22 protein-coding genes are annotated in these 23,919 nt (G+C 69.7%); 13 read left to right on the top strand and 9 right to left on the bottom strand.

Annotated elements, in window-relative coordinates; genetic code table 11:
• Positions 1 to 32 precede the first annotated feature (32 nt).
• The gene (locus ACFXMV_RS00995) at positions 33 to 938 is read right to left on the bottom strand and encodes an Ig-like domain-containing protein (RefSeq protein ID WP_378500897.1); all 906 of its coding nucleotides are present in this window, start codon (positions 936 to 938) and stop codon (positions 33 to 35) included.
• Positions 939 to 1,480: 542 nt separating this feature from the next.
• Here ACFXMV_RS00995 and corA point away from each other — a divergent pair.
• Positions 1,481 to 2,545 (top strand): magnesium/cobalt transporter CorA, encoded by a 1,065-nt coding sequence (gene corA, locus ACFXMV_RS00990; protein WP_378500302.1) that lies wholly within the window; start codon positions 1,481 to 1,483, stop codon positions 2,543 to 2,545.
• Positions 2,546 to 2,552: 7 nt separating this feature from the next.
• Here corA and ACFXMV_RS00985 read toward each other — a convergent pair whose 3' ends face one another.
• The gene (locus ACFXMV_RS00985; protein WP_378500301.1) at positions 2,553 to 3,122 is read right to left on the bottom strand and encodes a hypothetical protein; all 570 of its coding nucleotides are present in this window, start codon (positions 3,120 to 3,122) and stop codon (positions 2,553 to 2,555) included.
• A 102-nt stretch (positions 3,123 to 3,224) separates the two neighbouring features.
• Here ACFXMV_RS00985 and ACFXMV_RS00980 point away from each other — a divergent pair, with 102 nt between their 5' ends.
• From ACFXMV_RS00980 to ACFXMV_RS00950, 7 genes are all read left to right on the top strand, one after another.
• Positions 3,225 to 3,437, top strand: a complete 213-nt coding sequence (locus ACFXMV_RS00980; RefSeq protein ID WP_378500300.1) for a dodecin — start codon at positions 3,225 to 3,227, stop codon at positions 3,435 to 3,437.
• Positions 3,438 to 3,553: 116 nt separating this feature from the next.
• Positions 3,554 to 4,318, top strand: a complete 765-nt coding sequence (locus ACFXMV_RS00975; protein ID WP_378500299.1) for an alpha/beta fold hydrolase — start codon at positions 3,554 to 3,556, stop codon at positions 4,316 to 4,318.
• A 77-nt stretch (positions 4,319 to 4,395) separates the two neighbouring features.
• Positions 4,396 to 5,442: an ATP-dependent DNA ligase gene (locus ACFXMV_RS00970; protein WP_378500298.1), complete on the top strand. Its 1,047-nt coding sequence runs from the start codon at positions 4,396 to 4,398 to the stop codon at positions 5,440 to 5,442.
• Positions 5,442 to 6,524, top strand: a complete 1,083-nt coding sequence (locus tag ACFXMV_RS00965; protein ID WP_378500297.1) for a DNA polymerase domain-containing protein — start codon at positions 5,442 to 5,444, stop codon at positions 6,522 to 6,524. The genes ACFXMV_RS00970 and ACFXMV_RS00965 overlap by 1 nt, the downstream gene beginning before the upstream one ends.
• Positions 6,525 to 6,605: 81 nt before the next feature.
• The gene (locus ACFXMV_RS00960) at positions 6,606 to 7,193 is read left to right on the top strand and encodes an HdeD family acid-resistance protein (RefSeq protein ID WP_378500296.1); all 588 of its coding nucleotides are present in this window, start codon (positions 6,606 to 6,608) and stop codon (positions 7,191 to 7,193) included.
• Between the two features lie 5 nt (positions 7,194 to 7,198).
• Positions 7,199 to 8,413, top strand: coding sequence for a serine hydrolase domain-containing protein (locus ACFXMV_RS00955; RefSeq protein ID WP_378500295.1), 1,215 nt, complete (start codon positions 7,199 to 7,201; stop codon positions 8,411 to 8,413).
• A gap of 187 nt (positions 8,414 to 8,600) precedes the next feature.
• Positions 8,601 to 9,527 (top strand): Ig-like domain-containing protein, encoded by a 927-nt coding sequence (locus ACFXMV_RS00950; RefSeq protein WP_378500294.1) that lies wholly within the window; start codon positions 8,601 to 8,603, stop codon positions 9,525 to 9,527.
• Between the two features lie 68 nt (positions 9,528 to 9,595).
• On the opposite strand, the gene ACFXMV_RS00945 is transcribed toward ACFXMV_RS00950, so the two are convergent.
• Positions 9,596 to 10,165, bottom strand: coding sequence for a TetR/AcrR family transcriptional regulator (locus tag ACFXMV_RS00945; RefSeq protein ID WP_378501169.1), 570 nt, complete (start codon positions 10,163 to 10,165; stop codon positions 9,596 to 9,598).
• Between the two features lie 79 nt (positions 10,166 to 10,244).
• Here ACFXMV_RS00945 and ACFXMV_RS00940 point away from each other — a divergent pair, with 79 nt between their 5' ends.
• Positions 10,245 to 12,008 carry an ABC transporter ATP-binding protein gene (locus ACFXMV_RS00940; protein ID WP_378501170.1) on the top strand — a complete coding sequence of 588 codons (1,764 nt, stop codon included), beginning with the start codon at positions 10,245 to 10,247 and terminating at the stop codon, positions 12,006 to 12,008.
• 86 nt (positions 12,009 to 12,094) lie between these two features.
• Positions 12,095 to 13,477: a DUF2252 domain-containing protein gene (locus tag ACFXMV_RS00935; protein ID WP_378502697.1), complete on the top strand. Its 1,383-nt coding sequence runs from the start codon at positions 12,095 to 12,097 to the stop codon at positions 13,475 to 13,477.
• A 33-nt stretch (positions 13,478 to 13,510) separates the two neighbouring features.
• Here ACFXMV_RS00935 and ACFXMV_RS00930 read toward each other — a convergent pair whose 3' ends face one another.
• Both ACFXMV_RS00930 and ACFXMV_RS00925 read right to left on the bottom strand, forming a co-directional pair.
• Positions 13,511 to 15,475, bottom strand: coding sequence for a M13 family metallopeptidase (locus tag ACFXMV_RS00930; RefSeq protein WP_378502698.1), 1,965 nt, complete (start codon positions 15,473 to 15,475; stop codon positions 13,511 to 13,513).
• Positions 15,476 to 15,561: 86 nt separating this feature from the next.
• On the bottom strand, positions 15,562 to 16,503 hold the full coding sequence (locus ACFXMV_RS00925; protein ID WP_378499043.1) for an intradiol ring-cleavage dioxygenase: 942 nt from the start codon (positions 16,501 to 16,503) through the stop codon (positions 15,562 to 15,564).
• A 131-nt stretch (positions 16,504 to 16,634) separates the two neighbouring features.
• Here ACFXMV_RS00925 and ACFXMV_RS00920 point away from each other — a divergent pair, with 131 nt between their 5' ends.
• Both ACFXMV_RS00920 and ACFXMV_RS00915 read left to right on the top strand, forming a co-directional pair.
• Positions 16,635 to 17,678 carry an alpha/beta fold hydrolase gene (locus tag ACFXMV_RS00920; protein ID WP_378499042.1) on the top strand — a complete coding sequence of 348 codons (1,044 nt, stop codon included), beginning with the start codon at positions 16,635 to 16,637 and terminating at the stop codon, positions 17,676 to 17,678.
• Positions 17,679 to 17,759: 81 nt separating this feature from the next.
• Positions 17,760 to 18,419, top strand: coding sequence for a class I SAM-dependent methyltransferase (locus tag ACFXMV_RS00915; RefSeq protein ID WP_378499041.1), 660 nt, complete (start codon positions 17,760 to 17,762; stop codon positions 18,417 to 18,419).
• A gap of 105 nt (positions 18,420 to 18,524) precedes the next feature.
• Here the strand turns inward: ACFXMV_RS00915 and ACFXMV_RS00910 are convergent, their stop codons facing one another.
• From ACFXMV_RS00910 to ACFXMV_RS00895, 4 genes are all read right to left on the bottom strand, one after another.
• Complete coding sequence (locus tag ACFXMV_RS00910) at positions 18,525 to 19,097, bottom strand: DUF4190 domain-containing protein (protein WP_378499040.1); 573 nt, start codon at positions 19,095 to 19,097, stop codon at positions 18,525 to 18,527.
• A gap of 109 nt (positions 19,098 to 19,206) precedes the next feature.
• Positions 19,207 to 20,112: a hotdog fold thioesterase gene (locus ACFXMV_RS00905; RefSeq protein ID WP_378499039.1), complete on the bottom strand. Its 906-nt coding sequence runs from the start codon at positions 20,110 to 20,112 to the stop codon at positions 19,207 to 19,209.
• 85 nt (positions 20,113 to 20,197) lie between these two features.
• Complete coding sequence (locus tag ACFXMV_RS00900; protein ID WP_378499038.1) at positions 20,198 to 21,112, bottom strand: PaaI family thioesterase; 915 nt, start codon at positions 21,110 to 21,112, stop codon at positions 20,198 to 20,200.
• 65 nt (positions 21,113 to 21,177) lie between these two features.
• Positions 21,178 to 21,951, bottom strand: coding sequence for a pirin family protein (locus ACFXMV_RS00895; protein ID WP_378499037.1), 774 nt, complete (start codon positions 21,949 to 21,951; stop codon positions 21,178 to 21,180).
• 327 nt (positions 21,952 to 22,278) lie between these two features.
• Here ACFXMV_RS00895 and ACFXMV_RS00890 point away from each other — a divergent pair, with 327 nt between their 5' ends.
• Positions 22,279 to 23,907, top strand: coding sequence for a hypothetical protein (locus ACFXMV_RS00890; RefSeq protein ID WP_378499036.1), 1,629 nt, complete (start codon positions 22,279 to 22,281; stop codon positions 23,905 to 23,907).
• The last annotated feature ends 12 nt before the right edge of the window (positions 23,908 to 23,919 follow it).

The raw sequence follows: 23,919 nt of genomic DNA, 5'->3' as shown, positions 1-23,919 counted from the left end.
GCTGCCGCGTGAAGCCATACGGGCTCAGGCGATTACGAGCCGAAGATGCTGCCCAGATCGCCGAGCGAGCCGGAGGAGGATCCGGCGGAGCCGGAGCCGGAGCCGGTGCCGGGCTCGACCGGCGTGGTGGTGACGGTGACGATGAGGGCCTCGGAGGTGGAGGCGATGAAGCCGTCAGCGCCGTTGTAGACGGCAGTGATGCTGTGTGCGCCCGCGGTGGAGAGGATCTGCGACAGCTTCGCGACGCCGTCGGTCAGCGGCACGGCGTTCCCGATGTTGGCGCCGTTGTCCTTGAACTGGACGGTGCCGGTGGCGCCTGCCGGGGCGACGGTCGCGGTCAGCTCGAACGCGGTGGTGGAGTTGGCGGTGGCCGGGCCGGTCAGCGTGGTGGTGGTCGCGACGGCGGCGGCGTCGAGCTCGAAGTCGAGGGCGAAGTCCGGGCTGACCGTCTGGCCCTGCGACTCGTTACCGGCATCGTCGGGCATGCCGACCACGAGCATCACCTTGGCGGTCTGGCCGGGGCCGACGTGGGTCGCCTTGAGCTCGGTGCCCGGCGCGGCCAGGTTATTGGTCAGGTCCACGATGTCGCCGGCGGCGTCGTTGATCTCGACCCGCACGTACGCCTGCATGTCCGGCGCGGACTTCGTCCAGTTGCCGAGGTACACCTGGAGGGTGCCGCCCTGGCTGGTCGAGTTCTTGGCGTAGAAGGTGGTCGTGAGCTCGCCGCCCGGGATCAGCTCGCCCTGGAAGTCGGGAATCTGGGACATGTCGCCCCAGGTCGAGTTGTCCGCGGAGTACTCAAGGGCGTTGGCATCGGCATGGGCCGCGGCCGGCATCATCACTGCGGCGAAGGCCGCCAGGAACAGAGCCGCGACTGCGCCGCCGATCGCAGTGGCAAGCCGCTTGAAGCCGCCCTGCGCGTTGATGAGTGAGGTCATGGCGGCAGCGTAAAACGAAAAAGTAGTCCAAGCGTCCAGTTTGCTGAAACTCGTGGCGGTGCCGGCGACGGTCAAAAACAAGCTACCGGAACCCTCGGTGTCCGCTGTTTGACTGGACTTTCGGCGTGTCCGTACCGACGCGCAGGGCAGGCGTGCGCCCGCGCCCTCGAGCCTTGCCCCGCGCGCCGGGGTGCGCCGGGCGCGGCATTCCCACATCGTGGGGCGGCCGCGCGCTTGGCGGGCAACTGACCAGGGGAGTAAGGTGTCGAGGTCCGACAGAGTCGAGGGAAGAGGAGGTGTGGCTTGCCGTGAAGAGCCAACCTCCGAGTACCTACCGAAATCGCCGTTAGTCGCGCGGGGCGCACCGCACCCGGGTCAGGCGATTTCTCCGATCACACCCGTGCCGCTCTCGTTCGCGGCGCGCGCCCGTGCATCCGACTCATGCGAAAGCCGCCCTCATGCGTGAAAAGCGAACCTTCCGTCCGCTGCTGCCCAGCCGATCCGCCAATCCCTCGAGCGACCTGATCGTCCCCGAGCACTCGATGGCCCCGCACCCGACGCCGCCCGCTCCACCGGTCGCGCCGGTGGAGGCCAGCGTGGTCAACAGCGCGGTCTACCGGGACGGCGCCCGGATCGAGACCCCGTCCAGCCTGGCCGAGGCGCTACGCAGCCTGCCGGACGAAACGTCGATGGCGTGGATCGGCATGTACCGCCCCGACGAGGAGCAGCTGCAGGCCGCCGCGAAGCAGTTCGGCCTGCACGAGCTCGCGGTCGAGGACGCCATCGTCGCGCACCAGCGGCCCAAGCTCGAGCGCTACGGCGACACCCTGTTCGTGGTGCTGCGCGCGGCCCGCTACCTGGACGAGACCGAGCGGGTCGACTTCGGCGAGCTGCACGTGTTCTGCGGGCCGACGTTCGTGATCACGGTGCGGCACAGCGAATCCCCGGACCTGTCCGCGGTGCGGACCCGCATGGAGAACGACCCGGAGCTGCTCAAGCTCGGCCCGGAGGCGGTGCTCTACGCGATCCTCGACGCGGTGGTCGACGGGTACGCGCCGGTCGTCGCCGGACTGCAGAACGACATCGACGAGATCGAGACCGAGGTCTTCAGCGGCGACCCGAAGGTGTCGCGGCGCATCTACGAACTCTCCCGCGAGGTCATCGAGTTCCAGCGCGCCACCAAGCCGCTGCTCGACATGCTGCGGGGGCTGTCCGCCGGCTTCGAGAAGTACAACACCGACGAGGAACTGCAGAAGTACCTGCGCGACGTCACCGACCACGCCACCACCGTGGTCGAGCGCGCGGACGGGTTCCGGCAGCTGCTGGGCAACATCCTCACCGTGAACGCGACCCTGGTGTCGCAGACCCAGAACGAGGAGATGTCGGCGCTCACCCAGGCCAGCTACGCGCAGAACGAGGAGATCAAGAAGGTCTCGTCCTGGGCCGCGATCCTGTTCGCGCCCACGCTGATCGGCACCGTCTACGGCATGAACTTCGACACCATGCCCGAGCTGCACTGGGTGGGCGGCTATCCGATGGCGCTGCTCATGATGGCCCTGACCTGTATCACCCTGTACACTATCTTCAAGCGGAAGGGCTGGCTGTAGGAACCGGCTACAAATCGTCCGTGCAGACCGCGAACCGGCGCTCGTCGTAGACGTATCCGCTTGGGGTGGAGCACTTCTCGACGTCGGTGACGTCGGTGATGATCTCCGCGACCCGGACGCCCTCGCGTGCGGGTGTCGCGCAGTCGATGTGCGTCGGCTGATCCCCCGCCAGTTCCATGCACCCGCCGACGACCCAGTCGATGTCGAGGCAGAGTGCGCCCTGCTCGTCGCCCATCAGGGTCTCGTAGTAGTAGGAGTCGGCGTCGCTCACGCACTGCGCATTCGTCGGCGCCTTCCCGATCACCTTGTAGTTCGCCGGCGGGCCGCCGCACGGGACCTTCACCACGGTCGCATCGTCGACCGTGCCGGTCAGCTCGACGCACTCGCCGATCTCGACGTCGATGTCGACGGTGCCCCCGGTGTCCGTCTCCGGCTCATCCGGCAACAGGGTGTCGGCCGCGACGCCGCTCTCGGGCAACGCCCGGCCGGTGATCTCGCTGCCGCAGGCGCCGAGCGCGAGGGTGGCGAGCGCCAGGCTGACGGCGGCGGTTCCGCGCCCAAGGCGGTTGAGCGTCATCTGGTAATTAGAGCACCCTGCGGCCGCGAGAACCGACCCGCCGAGTGCGGGGCCGCCATACGCTGGTCGGGGAGTTTCCGTCACCAGGAGTGAGGAAGACCGATGAGCGATCACGTCTACAGCGTCACCGAGGTCGTGGGTTCCTCGAGCAAGGGGATCGACGATGCCATCGCGAACGCGGTGGCCAGGGCGAATTCGACCGTGCGCAATCTCGAGTGGTTCGAGGTGGTGGGCACCAGAGGGCACATCGAGAACGGTGCCGTCGCGCACGTCCAGGTGACCCTGAAGCTGGGGTTCCGGCTCGACGTCGAGTAGCGGCCGTCGCGCGCCGACCGATGAGTTCGGGCTCCCCGCGCGGTCATAGTTACGGCAGTGCCGTTGACGGCGACGCCACGGCGGTGCCGTAACCATGACGCAGAGGGAGGCCGGCGGTGGGCTATGTGCGGCTGGGGGACCTGAACACCTGGTACGACGAGCACGGCGAGGGTGAGCCGCTGGTGCTGCTGCACCCGGGCGGCGTCGACGCGCGGGCCTTCGGGCCGAACATCGACGGGCTCGCCCGCCGGTTTCGGCTGTTCACCCCCGAGCGACGGGGCCACGGCCACACCGCCGACGTGCCCGGTCCGATCACCTATGAGCTGATGGCCATGGACACCATCGCGTTCCTGGAGTCGGTCCCGCGCGGGCCTGTGCGGCTGCTCGGCTACAGCGACGGCGCGACCGTGGCCCTGCTGGTCGCGCTGCGCAGGCCGGACCTGGTCCGGCGGCTCGTCTGCGTCGCGGGAGTCTTTCATCGGGACGGCTGGGCGCCGGGTGTCGTGGATGCGGACCAGGAGCCGCCCGCGTTCCTCGCGGAGCTGTACGCCGAGGTGTCACCGGACGGCGCGGGACACTACCCGGCAGTGACCCGGAAGCTGAACCGGATGCACCTCGAGGACCCCGCGCTGACCGAGCGGGACCTGCGCGGGGTCACCCGCCGGACGCTGGTGATGGTCGGCGACGACGACGAGGTGACCCTCGAACACGCGCTCGCGCTGTACCGCGGCCTGCCGGTCGCAGAGCTGGCGGTGGTTCCGGGCACCTCGCACGGGCTGCTGGTGGAGAAGCCCGATCTCTGCAACCGGATCATCCTGGACTTCCTGACCACCGAGCCGGTGCCGACGATGGCTCCGATCCGACGGGCGCGCGGAGAATGACCGCGGCGTCGCGGCAATCGTCGGCGGTCGGGGCGCGTTCCCTCGCGAATACCGGCCCGGTGCGCGAGTATGGGTGCGTGGATCTGCCACTGACCCCGCCCCTGCAGCCGATGCTGGCGAAGGCCGCCCCGACGGTCCCGCCGCAGCCCGACGGGGAGGAGCCGGTGTGGTCGTATGAGCCCAAGTGGGACGGATTCCGCGCCATCGTCTTTCGCGACGGTGACGACGTGGTGCTCAGCTCGCGCAGCGGAAAGGACCTGGGCCGCTACTTTCCCGAGATGATCGCGGCGGTCCGGGCCGAGCTGCCCGTCCGCTGTGTGCTCGACGGGGAACTGGTTGTGCCGCGCGAGGTCGACGGCCGCACCCGGCTGGACTGGGAGGCGCTGTCGGAGCGGATCCACCCGGCCGCCAGTCGAATAACCCTGCTGGCCGAGCAGACGCCGTCACAGCTGGTCGGATTCGACATGCTCGCGCTGGGCGACGAGGACCTGACGAAGCGGCCGTTCGTGGAGCGCCGCGAGATCCTGCTCGACTACGTCGGCGGCGGGCCGTCCTGCCACGTCACCACCGCCACCACCGACGCCACGCTCGCCCAGGAGTGGTTCCATGCCTTCGAGGGCGCCGGACTCGACGGCGTCGTCGCGAAGAAGCTTGCGGGGCATTATCTTCCGAACAAGCGCGAGATGATCAAGGTCAAGCACGCGCGGACCGCGGACTGCGTGGTGATCGGGTACCGGCCGCACAAGAGCCAGCCCGGCATCGGCTCGATGCTGCTGGGGCTCTACGACGGCGACGACATGCGCTTCATAGGTGGCGCTTCGGCATTCACCGCCGCCCGACGCGTCGAACTGCAGGAGATCCTCGATCCGCTCCGGCTGGGCGAGGACGTCGTGCACGACGGCGAGGCCAGCCGGTGGGCGGCGGGCAAGGACCGTCAATGGGTGCCGATCCGACCGGAACTGGTGGTGGAGGTGGCCTACGACCAGATGGAGGGCGACCGGCTGCGGCACGTTGCCCGGTTCCTGCGCTGGCGGCCCGACCGCGAGGCGCGCGAATGCACCTACGAGCAGCTGGAGGTCCCGGTGCGATACGACCTGTCCGACGTGTTGGCGGGGGAGGACTGATGGCAGCACCCGATGGAGCGGAGCGACCGACGAAAAAGCGCTCGCAGGCGCCGGCCGTGGAGCTCGACGTGGACGGCATCGCGGTCCGGCTCTCGAGCCCCGACAAGATCTACTTCCCGCAGCTCGGCGCCGACGGCGGCAGCAAGCGCGACCTCGTCGAGTACTACCGGACCATCGCACTTTTCGACGGCGGCAACTCCGGAATCATGACCGCGCTGCGGGACCGGCCCACCCACCTGCAGCGCTTCCCGGACGGCATCGAGGGTGAGGAGATCTACCAGAAGCGGCTGCCGGCCAAGCGCCCCGAGTACCTCGCCACCTGCACGGTGACCAACCCCAACGGCCGCACCGCCGATGCGCTGAAGGTGCGGCACGCCGCCGACATCGTCTGGTCCGCGCAGATGGGCAACGTCACCTTCCATCCGTGGCCGGTGCGGTGTGCCGACCCGGACCGGCCCGACGAGCTGCGCATCGACCTGGATCCGCAGCCGGGCACCGGATTTGCGGAGGCGAGGGCGGTCGCGGTGGACATCGTCGCGCCCCTGCTCGACGAGCTGGGTCTGGTCGGGTTCCCGAAAACCTCCGGCGGGCGCGGAATCCACGTCTACGTCCGGATCGAACCGCGCTGGGACTTCATCGAGGTGCGCCGCGCGGCCATTGCGGTGGCCAGGGAGATCGAGCGCCGCGACCCGGCGAGGGTGACCACCGCGTGGTGGAAAGAGGAACGCGGGCAGCGGATCTTCATCGACTTCAACCAGACGGCCAGGGACAAGACCGTCGCCTCGGCCTACTCGGTGCGCAAGACCCCGCGGGCGACGGTGTCGACCCCGGTCACCTGGGCGGAGCTGCCGGACGTCGAGCCGGACGACTTCACCATTGCCACCGTGCCCGAGCTGGTGAGCAGGCGCGGCGACCCGGCCGCCCGGATCGACGACGTCGCGCACTCGCTGGACGCAATACTCGAGATGGCGGAGCGGGACGAGGCGAACGGGTTGGGCGACATGCCGTATCCGCCGCAGTACCCGAAGATGCCGGGCGAGCCGAAGCGGGTGCAGCCGAGCAAGGACAGGGACCGGAAGTAGCGTTTTCACCGCGCCGCGCGTGGCCGCTGACAGTAGGCTCCGATTCAGCTGTTCGGGCACGCACGAGCATCGGAGGATGCAATGACCGAGAACCCCATCGTCGACAGCAATGAGGCCATGCTGCGGATCGGCAAGGACGTGTGGTGGTCGCTATTGCTGCGCGGCGTCGTCGCGATCGTGTTCGGCATCGTCGCCATCGCGTGGCCGGACGTGACCGTCAAGGCGTTGATCGTGGTGGTGGGCGTCTTCTGGATCGTCGATGGGCTCATCTCGGCGGTCCGGGCGGTCCAGGCCCGCAGGTTCGTGCAGAGTTGGGTGTGGTGGCTGGCCGCGGGCATCGTCTCGGTGGTGGCGGGCATCGTCCTGTTCGCCTGGCCGGGGCTCACAGCCCTGGCGTTCGCCTACCTGATGGGGTTCTGGGCGATCCTCGTCGGCATCCTCGAGGTGATCGGCGCGTTCCAGGTGATGGCGAACGGCGGGCAGTGGGCCGGGTCGATGGTCGCCGGTGTCGTGGCGTTGCTGTTCGGCCTGGCCTTGGTGATCTGGCCGGGCTCTGGCATCACCGGCCTGATGTGGCTCGTCGGCGGGTTTGCCATCGTGTTCGGAATCATGTTGTTGGCCGGGGCATTCCAGCTCCGCTCCGCCGCCAAGCGCGCGGGAGTGGTCTGACCGGCATGAGCAGTCGCGGCGGTCGCTCCCGTCCGCTCGCGGGCGGCGGGAGCGCGCCGACCGAGATGCACGTCGACGCCCGCTTTCTGCCGCTGGCCGATCGGTTCTTCGCGATGTACCGGCGGCCGCACAACGGTGGCGGCGCCCTGACCGCCTACGTGAACGGCGAACTGGTGCTCGACGTCTGGGCCGGGTGGGCGGATCGCGACCGGCGCTGGCGGCGGGACACCGTCGCCTTGTCCTTCTCGACCGGCAAGGGGGTGGCCAGCACGGTCCTGCACCGGTTGGCCGATCGCGGCGTCGTCGACTACGACGAGCCGGTGGCCACCTACTGGCCCGAGTTCGCGTCGGCGGGCAAGGAGCGGATCACGATCCGCGACGTGCTCACCCATCGCGGCGGCCTGCACCGGATTCGGGGGCTTGTCCCCGGCAAGACTGGGCTTCTCGACTACGACGCGGTGGTGGCCGCGCTCGCCGCGGCACGACCGGACCCGCGGCGGCTGAGTGGACCCGGGTACCACGCGGTCACGTTCGGGTGGATCGTCGCGGAGACGGTGGCGAGGGTGACCGGACGCAGCTTCACCGAGGTGGTGCGCGCCGAGATCGCGCAGCCGCTCGGCGTCGAGGAGTTCTGGTACCGGGTGCCTGCCGAGCAGCGGTACCGGATCGCGAAGCTGTTCCCGCACCTGAGCCCAGGCCCGGTGCCCTGGGGCGCGGCCTCCTCGGTGATGTCGCGGCTGCGACCGTTCAACGGCCTGGCGGAGGCGGGCATGCCGGAGGGCTTCGACGAGCTGGTGCGTGACCCGATCGTGCACGACGCGGTGATGCCCGGCTGGAACGGCGTGTTCACCTCGCGGGCGCTGGCGAAGATGTACGCGGCGATCGCGAACGACGGCGTCATCGACGGCAGCCGGTTCCTCTCGTCCGACACCATCGACCAGATGGGCGAGGTGCAGACCTACGGGCGGGACTACGTGCTCGGTGCCAGGGTGAACTGGCGGCTCGGATATCACCCGGTGTTCGTCGCGAACCGCTCCCAGCCCAGGGCCGCGTTCGGCCACTACGGCGTCGGAGGGTCGGGCGCGTACGCGGACCCGGAGACGGGCCTGGCGCTCGGTTTCGTGACCAATCGGATGGGCAACGCGGTGACGGCGCTCGGCGATCTGCGGCTCGCGCGTTTGGGGGCGAAGGCGCAGGACATCGTGCGTCACGGTGCGTGATCCGCCCCGCGCGAAGAAGAGACGAAGCCCACTTCCAGCGGATTTCGCCGCACGTCCGCCGGTACGATGGGTCGACGTGGCCGAACGGCCATGGTTGCCCCGTGTGTCCCCCCGGGGCGTGGCGGTTCAGGCGCACAACGCCTGCCGCGATGCACACGAAGAAATGCAGTCGAAAGATTGGACGAGTATGCGCAAGTTCGAGACCGGAACCACCAGCGGCCGGCGGTGGTCGAGTCGGGTCGCGATGGCCCTGATCGGCGTCGCCGCCGCGGGCACGGCGCTGGCCGTTCCCGGGCAGGCCGTGCCGCTGTTCCCCGGCGGTCCCGACATCGCGCTGCCGACGCTCCCCGGCCAACCTGCCCCGGCGCCCCTGGTGCCGTTGCCCCCGGCCGAGCCGCAGGTCGGGCCCGCCAACTTCTCCGCGCCCAGCCTCAACCCGTCCGAGGGTGAGGTGGTCGGCGTCGCGCAGCCGATCATCATCCGGTTCGACGAGGCAGTCGACGACCGCGCGACCGCGGAGCGGGCCATCAAGATCACCACCAGCACGGAGGTGGACGGCGCCTTCTACTGGATCAACAACAGCCAGGTGCGGTGGAAGCCGACCGAGTTCTGGCCTGCGGGCACCGAGGTGGTCGTCGAGGCGGGCGGGGCGCGTTCCGCGTTCCAGATCGGCGACGCGCTGGTGGCCACCGCCGACGACAGCACCAAGCTGATCACGATCACCCGCAACGGTGAGGTGGTCAAGACGATGCCGACCTCGATGGGCAAGACCGACCACGAGACCCCGAACGGCACCTACATCGTCGGCGAGCAGCTCCGCGACATGTACATGGACTCCTCCACCTACGGCGTTCCCATCGATTCGCCGGAGGGCTACCGCACCTACGTCGAGTACGCGACCCGGATCTCCAACAGCGGCATCTTCGTGCACGCCGCGCCGTGGTCGGTCAGCGAGCAGGGGAACACCAACGTCAGCCACGGCTGCCTGAACGTGAGCACCGAGGACGGTAAGTGGTTCTTCGAGAATGCGAAGAAGGGCGACCCGGTGATCGTGACGAACACCAGCGGCGGGACGCTCAGCGGCGCCGACGGACTCGGCGACTGGAACCGATAGGCGGCTTCGCCACCCGTGCGCGGTGGACGGGTCCCTGGACCCGTTAACCGCGCACGGGCGCGCAGCGCCTAGCTGGTGATGCGGGCGACCGTGGTGTCGATGGCCTCGATCGCCTCGGTGCGCGAGTAACCCTCGCTGTTGAAGCTCTCCCATCCGGTGAGCAGGCACCACCAGAGCATCCGGCGGATCCAGCGGACCTTGAGCGCAGCGGTGAAGGTGCCGTCGGCCTGGCCGCGCTCGATCAGGGCGAGCAGTGGCGCGTCGACCGCGCCCAGGCCCTCCCAGAACGCCGCGTTCGAGAGGGCCTGCGGATCGCCGAACATCAGCGACAGCAGGGGCCCGAGGTCGAAGCACTCATGGCTCATCCGGCGCAGCGCCGCGTCCGCGGGGCCCTCGTCGGGCCGGGCCCGCTCCAGCGCCGAGCCGAGCTTGTCGAGGGCGTCCTCGCCGAGTGCCTGGATCAGGTCGACGCGCTCGGGGTAGTAACGGTGCAGGGTGCTGCGGCCGACCTCCGCCTCGGCAGCGATCTCGCTGAGCGAGGCGCCCGCGTTCTTGCCGAGCACGTCGACGGCCGCGTCCAGGATGGCGCGGCGGGTACGCGCCTTGGTGCCCGATTCGGGGACGGTCTCGGTGGACATACGCCCACGGTAGCAGTCGATCGTTCCGAAATAGAACGTTCATTGACAAAAATGGGACGGTGATGTTCCACTGATGGACATGAGTGATTCCCCGGCACGTGTGAGCTGGCCGAACGTGCGGCTGCTGTGGTCCTTCATCCGCCCGCACCGGTGGGTGCTGGTGCGCGGGATCGTCTTCGGTCTCGTCGTCACGGCCGCGGCGCTGGCCACCCCGCTGGTGATCAAGGACATCCTCGACTCGCTCGACTCCGGCCGCTCGATGGTGTGGCCGGTGTCCGTGCTCGTCGGGCTCCTCGTGATCGGCGGGGTCATCGGGTTCTTCCAGTTCCGGCTGCTCGGTTCCCTCGCGGCTCAGGTCGTTTTCGACGCCCGCGAGTCGATGGTGCGTCGATACTTCCGGGCCACGGTCGGGAGCCTGACGAAGCGTCCGTCCGGGGAGTTGGTCACCCGGGTCACCTCGGACACCGTCCTGCTCCGGGAGGCCGCCTCGTCGAGCCTGGTCGAACTGTCGAACAGCTTTGTCGCCATCGTCGGGACCCTGGTGCTGATGGCCGTGATCGACCCCCTGCTCTTCGGAGCCACCGTGCTCGCGCTGGTCCTGGTCGGGTCGGCATCCGGTGCCCTGCTGCCGCTCATCGGGAAGGCGAACCGGAAGGCGCAGGAGTCGGTCGGCCGCCTCGGCGGGGTGCTCGAGGGCGCGCTCCGGGCGATCCGCACGGTCAAGTCGAGCGGGGCTGAGACGCGCGAGGCGGATCGGATCATCGTCGACGCGCGCGACTCGCAGGAACACACGGTGCGTGCCGTCCGCATCGCCGCCTTCGTCTGGACGATCACCGGGGGCGGAATGCAGCTCGCCATCGTCGCGATCCTCGCCATCGGCGCGTGGCGGGTGAACACCGACGCGCTGGCGGTGTCCGCACTGATCGCCTTCCTGCTCTACGCCTTCCAGCTGATGCAGCCCGTCTCGTTGCTGTCGCAGAACCTGACCGCCATCCAGGCCGGCATCGCCGCGGCCGCCCGCATCCGGGAGGTGCAGGGCATGGAGATCGAGCATCGCGACGAGGTCGAGGTCCGCGCGCTGCTGCCCGCGCCGGACGTGCCGGTGCTCGAACTCGTCGACGTCACCGCGCGCTACGCCCCGGGAACGGATCCGTCCCTGCGCGGGGTCAGCGCCCGGATCCCCGCGCGCGGTCACACCGCGATCGTCGGGCCGTCGGGGGCGGGCAAGACCACCGTATTCTCGTTGCTGCTGCGGTTCCTGCACCCCGAGACCGGACAGGTACTGCTCGACGGCGTCCCGTACTCGGAGCTCTCCTTCGAGCAGGTCCGGTCCCGGTTGGCCTACGTGGAGCAGGAGACGCCGATCGTGCCCGGCACGGTCCGCTCGAACCTGCTGTTCACCCATCAGGAGGCGACAGAGGAGGAGGTGTGGGCTGCGCTGCGCGCGGTGCACCTCGACGAGGCCATCGGCGCGCTCGAGGACGGACTCGACAGCGAACTCACCGGGTCGACCATCTCAGGTGGTCAACGGCAGCGAATCGCGTTGGCCCGGGCCATCGTTCAGCGACCGGATGTGTTGTTGCTCGATGAGGCCACGGCCCAGGTCGACGGCCGGACCGAGGCCGCCATCCACGACGTGATCCGGGAGCTGTCGCAGACCGGTGCGGTGGTGACCATCGCGCACCGGCTGTCGACGGTCATCGATGCCGACACCATCCTGGTGATGGAGCACGGGCAGGTCAGGGCGCGCGGCACCCACCTCGAGCTGATGGAATCGGACGAGCTCTACCGGGAACTGGTCACCGCGCTGCGGATCGGAGTCGACCTCCGGGTCGCCGGTTAGGCGCTTCGCGCCCGTGAGTCCTTCTGGCCCCTGTGTGGACCGGAAGGACTCACGGGCGGCAGAGCCGCTGACGGTAGGCTCGGGCGATGGCCGTCGCTGCCTTCGACCCGCCCGAGCCCGCAGCCGAACGCCGGCGACGCGGCAAGCACCTGCGTGCCCGGATCCCGCGCCGGTCGCACGGTTCGTGGACGCCGTCCTCACACCGGCCCGATCCGGTGTCGATCCTGGACCGGCAGAACGCGGCCCGGGTGCCCGAGCTGGTTCCACTGAGATTTGAGCGAATGCTGGTCTCGCCGTTCACCTTCCTGCGGGGCTCGGCGGCCATCATGGCGTGGGACCTGGCGCACTGCGCGCGAACGGACCTGACGGTGATGGCGAATGGGGACGCCCACCTCGCGAACTTCGGGTTGTTCGCGGGGCCGGACCGGCGGCTGGTCTTCGACCTCAACGATTTCGACGAGGTGCACCGCGGTCCGTTCGAATGGGATGTGAAGCGGCTCGCGACCTCGATCCTGGTGGCCTCCACCGCGAACGGCCACAGCGCGTCGGCCGCGCGCGCCGCGGCGCGGATCGCCGCCGCCGCGTACCGGGAGACGATCCAACTCGCGGCGCAGATGCCCGCACTCGATGTCTGGTACGCCCGGATCGAGGGGGACGCGGTGCTGGCGGGGCTGCGCGATCGGATCACCGCGCGCCAGCTCGGGGAGGCCGAGGCAGTGATGGCCAAGGCGGAGCGGCGAACCCAGCTCGGCTCGCTCAAGCGGTTCGCCCGGTACGAGAACGGCAGGTTCCTGATCAAGGAGGAGCCGCCCCTGATCACCCGGCTTCCGTACGAGCGGCAGGCAGAGGTGACGGACCTGCTGCGGGGCTCCTTCGAGCGTTACCTCAGCACACTGGCGGCGGATCGGCGGGAACTGGTGGCCCGGTACCGCTTCCAGGACATCGCCAGCAAGGTCGTCGGGGTCGGGTCGGTCGGCATGCTCGGCTTCATGGCGCTGTTCGTCGGCGAGAGCGCGCAGGACCCGTTGTTCCTGCAGATCAAGGAGGCGCAACCGTCGGTGCTCGCACCGTATGTCACCGGTTCGACGCCCCGGGACCAGGGCAGGCGGGTGGTCGAGGGGCAGCGGCTGATCCAGAGCGCGAGCGATCCGTTCCTCGGCTGGTTCAGCGGCCCTGGCCCGCTCGGCCGCGACTTCTACGTCCGGCAGTTGCGGGACAAGAAGGGGTCCTTCGACATCGCCTCGATGGCGAAGCCGTCCGGGCTGCAGGCCTACGCGCGGTTGTGCGCGATCGCGCTGGGCCGAGCCCACGCCCGCACCGGTGATCCGGCCGCGATCGCCGGATACCTCGGCGGCGGAACTGTTTTCGACGAGGCCATCGCGGACTTCGCAGTGGCCTACGGCGAGCAGAACCGGCTGGACTACGAGAAGGTGCGGCGCTGCCGCAGTGGTGCGGTCACGGAGTCCTGAGGCTCCGTGACCGCACCACTGCGCCGCAGAGCGTCACCAGATGCGGACGCGGCGCTCGGGCTCGAGATAGAGCGCGTCGCCGGGGGTGACGTCGAACGCGTCGTGGAAGCTGTCCAGGTTGCGCACCACCCCGTTGCAGCGGAACTCCGGCGGCGAGTGCGGGTCGACCGCGAGCCGGCGGATGGCCTCCTCGTTGCGGGCCTTGGTCCGCCACACCTGTGCCCACCCGAAGAAGACGCGCTGCAGGCCCGTCAGCCCGTCCAGTTCCGGTGCCGTCTGACCGTCGAGGGCAATCTTGTACGCCTCCAGGGCAATTGACAGCCCACCCAGGTCGCCGATGTTCTCGCCGATGGTGAACTCCCCGTTGACCGTGTGGCCGGGCAGCGCCTTGGGCTCGAACTCGTTGTACTGCTCGATCAAGGCGGTGGTGCGCTTGCCGAACTCGGTGCGGTCGTCGTCGGTCCACCAGTCGACCATGTTGCCGTCGCCGTCGTACTTGGCTCCCTGGTCGTCGAAGCCGTGCCCGATCTCGTGCCCGATGACCGCGCCGATGCCGCCATAGTTCGCGGCGTCGTCCGCGTTGGCGTCGAAGAACGGCGGCTGCAGAATCGCTGCGGGGAAGACGATCTCGTTCATGCCCGGGTTGTAGTAGGCGTTGACGGTCTGCGGGGTCATGAACCATTCGTCGCGGTCCACCGGCCCGCCGAGCTTGGCGAGGTCGCGGTCGTGGTCGGCGGCATACCCGCGTCGGTAGTTGCCGACGAGGTCGTCCGCGGCGATGACCAGGCCGGTGTAGTCCCGCCACTTGTCCGGGTAGCCGATCTTGGGGGTGAACTTCTCCAGCTTGGCCAGCGCGGCCTGCCGGGTCTCGGTGCCCATCCACTCCAGCTCGGAGATGTTGCGGCGGTACGCCTCCTGCAGGTTCGCGACCAACTCCTGCATTCGCGCCTTGGCCTCCGGAGGGAAGTGCCGCTGCACGTACAGCTTGCCGACGGACTCGCCGAGCAGGTCCTGGACCAGCGACACCCCGCGCTTCCATCGCTCCCGGTTCTCCTCGGTACCCGACAGGGTCTTGCCGTAGAACGCGAAGTCCTCCGCGACCGGTGCCTCGCTGAGATACGGTGCGCGCGAGTGGATCACTTTCCACGCCGCCCACTCCTGCCAGTCGGAGAGCGGCCGCTGCGTCCACAATGCGGTCAGCGTGGTGACGAAGGTCGGCTGGCGCACGACCAGTTCGGCAAAGGTGTCCGCGGACCCGCCGAGACCGGACACCCAGGCGTCCCAGTCGAATCCGGGGTTCTGTGCGGCCAGGTCGGGCAGCGTCACCAGGTTGTAGCTCAGTTCGGCGTCCCGCCGTTTCACCACGTCCCAGTGACCGGCGGCGACGGCCGTCTCCAGGTCGAGGATGCGGCGCGCGGCGCCTGCCGGGTCGGGTCGACCGGCCAGCGTGAGCATGGCCTCGACGTGCGCGAGGTAGGCGTCGCGGGTCTGTGCGTAGGAGTCCTCGCGGTAGTAGGACTCGTCGGGCAGCCCGATCCCCGACTGGGTCAGGTGCACCAGGTAGCGCGACGAGTTCTTGGCGTCGGTGTCGACGTAGTTGCCGATCGCCCCGGAGACGCCGGTGCGCTGCAGCTCGCCGAGCAGGCGCGCCAGCGCGGACAGGTCGGTCACCGCGTCGATCGCGGCGAGCTCGGCCGCGATCGGCTCGAGCCCCGCCCGCTCGGCGGCGTCGGCATCCATGAACGAGCTGTACAGGTCGCCGATGCGCTGCGAGTCGGTGCCCTCCGCGTCGCGGGCGTCCGCCGCCTCGGTGATGATCGCCCGCACGTCGACCTCGGCCTGGTCGTACAGCGTTCGGAAGGCGCCGTCCACCGCACGGTCGGCGGGGATGACGTAGTCGTCCAGCCACTTGCCGTTGACGTGGACGAACAGGTCGTCCTGCGCGCGGATGCCCTGGTCGAGGTGGGTGAGGTCGATTCCGGAGTCGGGCGTTGTCATGCCTCTATTTCTACCGGCCCCGCGCGGACCGTGCGCGTGTTGTACCCCAGTTGGGGTGCAACACGCGCACAGGCGGCGCAGCCGCGTCAGACTCCGATGTTGATGGCGCCCAGGTAGCCGTCGCCGGTCTTGACGGCGGTGACCATGCCGGACGCGTCGAAGATGCCGTCGGTGGCGTTATTGGCGTTGTTCTCGCGGCCGGTGTGCTCGCTGTACGGGGCGGACGCGTACACCTCGTCGATGAGCGCCTCGTCGAAGTACAGCTGCGAGGTGAGCACGGTGACCTTGTTCATGTGCACCTTCAGGTGGATGTGCGTGGTGCGGCCCTGGTACCAGCCGGGGAAGATCGTGGTGAACGTCGCGATGCCATTTGCGTCGGTGGTCTGCGCGCCGCGCAGGTAGGTGCCGTCGTCGGTGGTGGCGGATTCGCCGTCCCCCCGGCTGTACGAGCCGTCGGAGTACTCCATCGACCCGCCGGCGCCGCCGGTCGGGGGCTCCCCGCCGGGTCCACCCGGACCGCCGCCGGGGCCGCCTTGTCCGCCCGGGCCGCCGGGACCGCCCTCGGGGGGTCCGCCATTCGCGGCCCGCGAACCCGATTCGAAGCCGGAGTACACGCCGCCCGCGTCGCAGTGCCAGATCTCCACCACGGCGTTGGCGACCCCGCCCGTCGCGCCGTCGGGGGTGCACTTCTGCATGTCCTGCACCCGGATCGCCAGCTCGAGGGTGGTGCCGGGCCGGTCCTCGCGGAGGTCGTTGCGGATCGAGTCGACGTCGAACCAGTACGGGCCCTGGGTCTCCTCGGTGGTCATGATGCACTGCGGCGCCCTGGCCAAAAGGGCCAGCACGTCGCCGTCGGCCACGGCGGCTGCCGACGTGGTGGTGGCGGCGGTCGCCGTGCTCGTCGCGGTCCCGCCGGAGCCGTTGCCTGTGCAGGCCGCGATCAGGCCGCTGAGCCCGACCGTCCCGCCCAGGGCAAGCGCCCGCCGTCGGCTGACGCGGGCGCGGCTGCGCTCGATGTCCTCGTTCACACTGGCTCTCCGCTCGATGTCGATGGTCTTTCGTGACCATCATTGACTGTGTGGCTGTGAGAACCCTGGCAGCGGGCCGGCCGTCAACTGTCCGTACTTCGGGGCCCGGACGGCTGTCATAGGCTCGGGTGATGCTGGAGAAGCGTGAAATCCGGTTTCTTCACCTTGGCGATCGCCGAGTGGCGTACGAGATGCGTGGGACCGGTCCACCACTTGTCGCTCCGGCGTGGTGGGTGAGCCACCTCGAACTCGACTGGCAGAGCGAAGGCTTTCGGCGGTTCTGGGAAGGCGTCGCGGAAGGTTACACGCTGATCCGCTACGACCGGCTCGGGGTCGGCATGTCGGACCGCACGGTGCGAGAGTCGGATATGACCCTCGACGGGGAAGTGGCGACGCTGCGTGCGCTCCTCGACGAGCTCGAGCTCGAGCGCGTGTCGCTCCTGGGCGGCTCGTGTGGGAGCTGCACCGCAATCGCCTTTGCCGCAGCGTTTCCGGAGCGCGTGGAGCGCGTGGTGCTGTACGGGTCGTACCCCGATGGCGCGGCGATTACGGCTCCGGGTGTGGCGGACGCGATTCTCGCCGCGGTGCGCGCGCATTGGGGACTCGGCTCGGGTCTGCTCAGCGGCATCTTCCTCGGTGGTGCCGACTCCGCGGAGCACGAGCGCTTCGCTCGGTTCCAGCGCGAGGCGGCGACCGCCGAGACCGCTGCGGCGTTGTTGGAGCTCGTCTATCGCCATGACGTACGCGCGAGCCTTCCCCTCGTCCGCTCGCCTGCGCTGGTCGTGCATCGTCGCGACGACCGCGCCGTGCCGTATCGGCTAGGGCGTGAGGTGGCCGCTGCGATTCCGGGCGCGACGCTTATCCCGCTGCAGGGAAGCGCTCATTTCCCGTGGCACGGCGATGTCGATTCCGTTGTCCACGCGTGCCGTGAAGCCCTTGCACCGGGGCAGTCGTCGCCACACGCATCAAGCGAGCCGGAGCGGGCCCTGCTGTCCAGTCGTGAGCGTGAAGTCCTGGCCTGCGTCGCGCGGGGTCTGAGCGATCACGAGATCGCAGAGCAGCTGGTGTTGAGCCCGCATACCGTTCACCGCCATGTCGCGAACATTCGCCGCAAACTGGGTCGCACCTCGCGGACGGCCGCCGTCGCGGAAGCCGCGCGTCTCGGACTCTTGTGAGATAGCCGGAAGCGGCCATCTGCATGAGATGGCCGCTTCGAGCGATGCGCGCACGATGCGGCCGCTCGTAGCGTTCTCGGCATGACAAACATCGCCAACACCGAAGTTCAGGCGAGCCCACCATCTGGGGCGTGGCTGCGGATTTTCGCCCTGTTGTACGACCCGTTTCTCTGGCTGGGTGAGATCGCGGGCATGCGCAGCCGCCGAAGCCTGCTCCTGGGCAACGCCCGCGGGCGAGTCGTCGAGATCGGTGCGGGGACAGGGCTGAACGTCGCGCACTATCCCGACGAGATCACCGAGCTCGTGCTCACCGAGCCCGAAGCGGCGATGCGGAAAAGCCTCACGCGTCGCCTGGAGCGGCATGGGCGGGTCGCGCGGATCGTCGACGCGCCTGCCGAGCGACTACCGCTGCCCGATGCGTCAGTGGACACCGTCGTCTCGACGCTCGTCCTGTGCACGGTCGCCGACCCAGAACGCACCCTGAGTGAGATCGCACGGGTGCTCCGCCCCGGTGGGCAGTTGCTGTTCGTCGAACACGTGCGCTCGGACTCGCGGTTCCTCGCGGCGTGCCAGGACAACCTGCTCCAACCGTGGCGCCGCTTCGCGGGCGGCTGCCGCTGCAATCGCCCGACCGTGGAGCTGATGCGCGCCTGCGGATTCGCGATCGCCGCCGACGAAGCCGTGTGGCGGGGGATGCCGGCGATCGTCCGTCCGCTCATCGTCGGGCGGGCGACTCGGTGAGCGGGAGTCGTCGGCACCGCCGGATCCACCCGGAGATGTGACGGTGTCAGCGAGTCATGAGCGTCGATCCCGCGACGGGGCCGTCGGTGTGGGCGCGGGGTCCGGTCAGCGGGGCGGGGCCACCGTCGGCTGATCGAATGTCACCGAGAACTTGTCCTCGATGTTGCTGCGGAACTCGTCCTCGCACCGTTGCTGGGCCGCCGTGTTGCTGCCGGCGTCGACGAGGCACTCCGCGAAGTCCTTGCCGCCGACCTTGTTGAACAGTCCGACCCCGACCACGATCAGCACGATCGAGATGATCAGCCCGGCGAGCCCGAGCAGAATGCCTGCCAGCGACATCCCGCCGTTGGTGGCCTGCTGCTTCTTGTACAGCGATCGGCCGACGATGCCCACGATGATCGCGACGACGCCGAGCAGGATGCCGCCGATGATGGTCCAGACGCTGAGCACCGAGAAGATGCCGAGGACGAGCGCGGCGATGCCCGCGCCGTTGCGGGGCGCCTGCGGCGGCGCGGCGTAGGACGGGTACTGCTGGCCCGGGTACTGCTGGCCCGGGTACTGCGGTTGCCCGTACTGCTGCTGCCCGTACTGGGGTGGACCGCCATACGGAGACTGGGGGTTGGGCGGCTGCCACTCCGGGGGAGTGGGCCCGTCCGGCGGGGTGGGCGGTGTCGTCATCGTCTACTCCTCGGATCGAAGCCGTGGATACTGACCAACGCGTGTCCGCAGACTAGCCCTATCCGTGTGCGCCGCACCCGGGATCGACACACCAGCACCGGGATCCCGGTCAGAGCAGCTGGACACTGGCCGACGTGCGGGCCAGCAGCGCTCCTGTCGCGTCGACCGTCCGGGTGTCGACCAGGGCGAGCCGACGTCCGGCCCGCACGACGTCCGCCTCGACCCTGATCGGTCCGCCGTCCAGTGCGGGCGACCGGACGAAGTCGATCTTCAGGTCCAGTGCGCGATAGTCCTGGCCCGGGTCGGTCAGGGACTGCGCCGCCAGGCCCGTCAGCAGGTCGGCGGCGGAAATCAGGATGCCGCCCTGGATCGAGCCCACGTAGTTGGCCATCCAGTCGCGGGGCGCGAACTCGCCGACCACGCGACCGCGCTCGGCCGCCCGCAACTCGACACCGAGCAGGCCGGCGAGCGGGCCGCGGGCCACCGTGCCGGACGCGAGCGCGCCGACCACGTCGAGCCCGGACCGTTCCACGATCTCCGCCGAGGCGGAGACGGGTTCGGGGTCCGGGACCGGCAGCGGCTCGCCGCTGAACACCGACTCGGCGTGGGTGGCCCCGCGGGTCACGACGACCGAGCGGGAGGCCAGCACCGCGAACGTCCGACCGTCCGGGCCGCTGACGTCGCCGTCGGACAGACCGATGCCCGACTCGAGGTCCAGGTGCGCGACCTGCCCGTGGGCCCGCACCAGGCCGTGTTCGGGCAGCGGCGCGGCGAGGGTGGCCGTGATCTGGGACAGCACCGTCTGCGTCCCCGCCGGCACCGAGCGTCCCGCAGCGCCGCCCGGCACCGCGTCGACCAGGACGCCGATCGAGCCGAGGATGGTGCGGCCGCGGTGGTCGTGGAACCGCGGGCCGAGTTCCTGGGAGTAGTCGGTGTGGCCGGGCTCGGACTCGCCGCGGCGCGCGCCCATCAGGGTCATCAGTCGGTCGGTACGGGGCGTGGCGGTGGCGGTCATGTCCCCTTCTCTATCACCAGTGCCAGGGGTGTCCGGCCGGTGGGTGATCGGTGCAGGCGGCGGGTGCCGGGTCCCGGAGCGTGAGCTAGGACCGGCCCAGCTGCGCACTCGAACCGGATCGGGCGAGCAGCGCACCGTCGGCGCCGACCAGTCGGGTCTCTATCAGCGCGATCCGGCGACCGGCCCGCACCACCTCGGCCTCGACCCGGATCGGCGGGCCGTCGACGGCGGGGGAGCGGACGAAGTCGATCTTCAGGTCCAGCAGTCGGTACGACTGCCCGACGGCGGTCAGCGTCTGGGCGGCGAGCCCGGTGGTCAGCGCCGCGGCGGCGAAGAGCATGCCGCCCTGCACCGAGCCGACCTGATTGCTCATCCACGGTGCCGGGGTGAACCGGGCGGAAAGGGTTGTGTCAACGGCGGATTCGAGGTTCAGTCCGATCAGCCCGGCGAGCGGGCCGCGCGCGAGGGTTCCGGCGGCGATCCCGTTCACGACGGTGCGCCCGTCGAGCCCGGCCAGGGACTCCGGGTCCGCCGGCTCCGGGTCCGGTACCGACAGGGTGGCGGCGGGTCCGAGGTGGACCTCGTCCTGGGCGGCGCGGGTGACGACGACGCTGCGGGCCAGCAGGCTCACCGCGGTGGTGCCGTCCTCGGTGGCGACCCGCCCGGTGGACAGCCCGGTACCCGCGTCGAGGTCGAGGTGTTCGGTGCGGGCCCGCGCGGTGATCGCCGCCGCCTCGGGGAGTGGCGCGGCGACGACGGCGGTCAGCTGCGAGACGACGGTCCGGTTGCCCGGGGGAACCGAGGCGAAGAACGCGCCCGCGACCGCGGAGTCGGCGAGCACGCCGACCGAGGCGAGGCAGGACCGTCCGCGGTGGTCGTGAAACCGTGGGCCGGTCTCGCCTTCGAGGTCGGTGCCGGCCGGGGACATGGCGAGCACGCGCACGCCCATCATCGTGTTCAGCGGGTCGACACCGAGCGGCCGCGTTGCGGAGGTGGTCATGGGTGTAATCGGTAGCAGTCGCGGGGCCGGAGGGGTAGCCCCACTACCGGCTGCCGGGACCGCGGTCAGCCGCCGAGCCGGGTGTGCATCTCCCAGACCAGTACCTCGGCCGGTGCGTCGGCGGATAGTCGCTGACCTCCGGACGCGGTGAGGCGGACCGCGTCGCCCTCGGACAGGATGCCGGCCCCCTCCAGCGACACCTCGCCCTGCGCGACGAACAGGTGCAGGTAGGGGGCATCGGGGAGCTGCACGTCGACCCCCGGCTGCAGACGCGCCACGTGCAGCGCCGCGCCCGAGTTCGCGATGGTGATGGCCGACTGGTTCCGGTGCGCGGGCATCCCGGAGGCGACGGGCACCAGCCCGCCGCGCATCAGCTCGTCGTCGATCTCGAGCTGCTCGTATCCGGGGCTGATGCCGGGCTCGTCGGGCAGCACCCACATCTGGATGAACCGAACCGGCTCGGTGTGCTCGTCGTGCTCGGACCCGGCCAGGCGCCAGGAGTCGTTCTTCTCCGAGTGCAGGATGCCGGTGCCCGCGCTCATCCGCTGGGCCAGGCCCGGGTAGATGACGCCGGAGTGCCCGATGGAGTCCTGATGCACCAGCGACCCGCGCAGCACCCAGGTGACGATCTCCATGTCCCGGTGCGGATGGGTGTCGAAGCCCTGACCCGGCAGCACGATGTCGTCGTTGTTCACCATCAGCACCCCGTGATGCGTGTTGTCCGGGTCGTAGTGCTGCCCGAAGGAGAAGGAGTGCTTCGAATCGAGCCAGGAGATCCGGGTTTTCATCCGATCGCCTGCGCGGTGGATGTCGACGTGCGGGGTCGTCGGTGCCGTCATGGATCCTCCTTCGTGGTGCTTGACGTTCAACAGTACGTAGCTCCCCGCGTGACGCCCGCGGCGTGACCGCTCTGATGCGGGACCGTTGCCAACCGCAGGCTCGGCCGCACACGGGCAACCGGCCGCCGGACGGTCCGTCGCCCGCCCGTCGGCCATCCGAAAATGGTTGCCGGCGAATCGGATTCGCCCTGGTGAGGCGATGCAACTGGCGGGTGGGGAGGTGTCCGGGTCTCGGGCGATCGCAGTCCCGGGTGTTGACACCGCACGGTGGTGCGCCCACGCTCAGAAAGGTCCCGGACCCGTGTCCACCCGCGAGGGGGTATCGACATGTCGGCAAGCAGGTCGGAGCGGGTGCCGGAGGACACCCCGGACTCGGTCAGGGCGCGTGTTGCCGAGGGTCCACGAGAGCCGGAACCCGACCCGACCCTGCGGACGGTGGTCCGACCGAGACACAAGGGCGCCCCGCCACACCGGTTGGTGACGATCGGCGACTCGCTGACGCACGGGATGCAGAGCGGGGCGGTGTTCAACACCGACCTCTCCTACCCCGCGATCATCGCGTACGAACTCGGATGGCTCGACCGGTTCCGCTTTCCACGCTACGGCGGTCCAGGCGGCCTGCCGCTCAACCTCGAGCTGTTGCTCCGACGGATCGAGAAGGATTTCGGCCCGGACCCGAAGGTGTGGGACACGCCGCTGGCGTTGTTCGCGGCCAGGTCCTTTATGGACGAGGTCGAGGACTACTGGGAGCGCGGTCCGGGCCGGACGGTGCCCGCGCTGTCGACCTACGTCCACGACCTGGCCGTCTACGGGTGGGACCTGCGGGACGCGCTGAGCAAGACCGCCGCCACCTGCGCGGACGCGATCGCGGCCCCGAACGACAACCTGATCGACCAGCAGGTGCAGAACGGCAGTGAGCGGGCGGCGCTGCGGGTCTACCCGGGGTGGTCGCACGCGCAGCGGCAGATGACCTTGTTTCAGGCGGCGGCCGCGCTGGGCGAGGACCACGACGATTCGACCGAGTGCGGCATCGAGACGCTCGTGGTGTTCCTCGGTGCCAACAACGCGCTCCGATCGGTCACCGACCTCCGCGTCGTGTGGAGCGGGAATGGCTACCGGGACCTGAAGGCGAAGAACGCGTACACGGTGTGGACGCCGGAGCACTTCGCGGCGGAGTTCGCGGAGGTGGTCGCCGCCGTCAAGGCGGTCAAGGCGCGTCACGTCATCTGGTGCACCGTTCCGCACGTCACCATCGCCCCGATCGCCCGCGGCATCGGCGACAAGGTCGAGCCGGGCTCGCGCTACTTCCCCTACTACGTCCGTCCGTGGGTGTCGGAATCCGAGTTCAGTCCCGAGGAGGACGCGCACATCACCGGGGGTCAGGCGCGCGTCGTCGATGCCGCGATCGACCTGTACAACGACACCATCGCGCGGACGGTCCTGCGGGCGCGGAAGGGAACGGACGGCCGGAAGCGGGACTGGTACCTGCTCGACACCGCCTGCCTGCTCGACCGGCTCGCCTCGCGCCGGTACATCGCCGACCGGCACATGCGGCTGGACCCGGAGCTGCGGCCGACCTGGTGGTCGGAGTACCGGCTGCCGGGGCCGCTGCTGGCGCTCGACCCGGTTCCGAACTCGCGGTTCCTGACCGGCGACGGCAAGGGCGGGCGGGCCACCGGCGGGCTGTTCTCCCTGGACGGGGTCCATCCGACGACCATCGGCTACGGGATCATCGCGCAGGAGATCATCGACGTGATGCGGCTCGCGGGCGTCGAGTTCCGGCACGTCACCGGCGCGGTCCGGGCGGACCCGGTCGCCGTGGACTTCGCCCGGCTGATCCTGCGCGACACCCTGGTCCGGCACCCGCCGCAGAACATCACCTCCACCCTGGAGATCCTCGGATGGCTGGACCGGACGATGGACTGGGTCAAGCGGACGCTGAGTGTGAAGGTGTAACGCAGGGTCGTC

Origin of the sequence: Rhodococcus sp. NPDC059179 (assembly GCF_042754885.1) — a bacterium.
Lineage (GTDB): Bacteria > Actinomycetota > Actinomycetes > Mycobacteriales > Mycobacteriaceae > Rhodococcus_G.
Note: the sequence above shows the minus strand (reverse complement) of the source record. Positions and strands in the feature narration are given on the sequence as shown.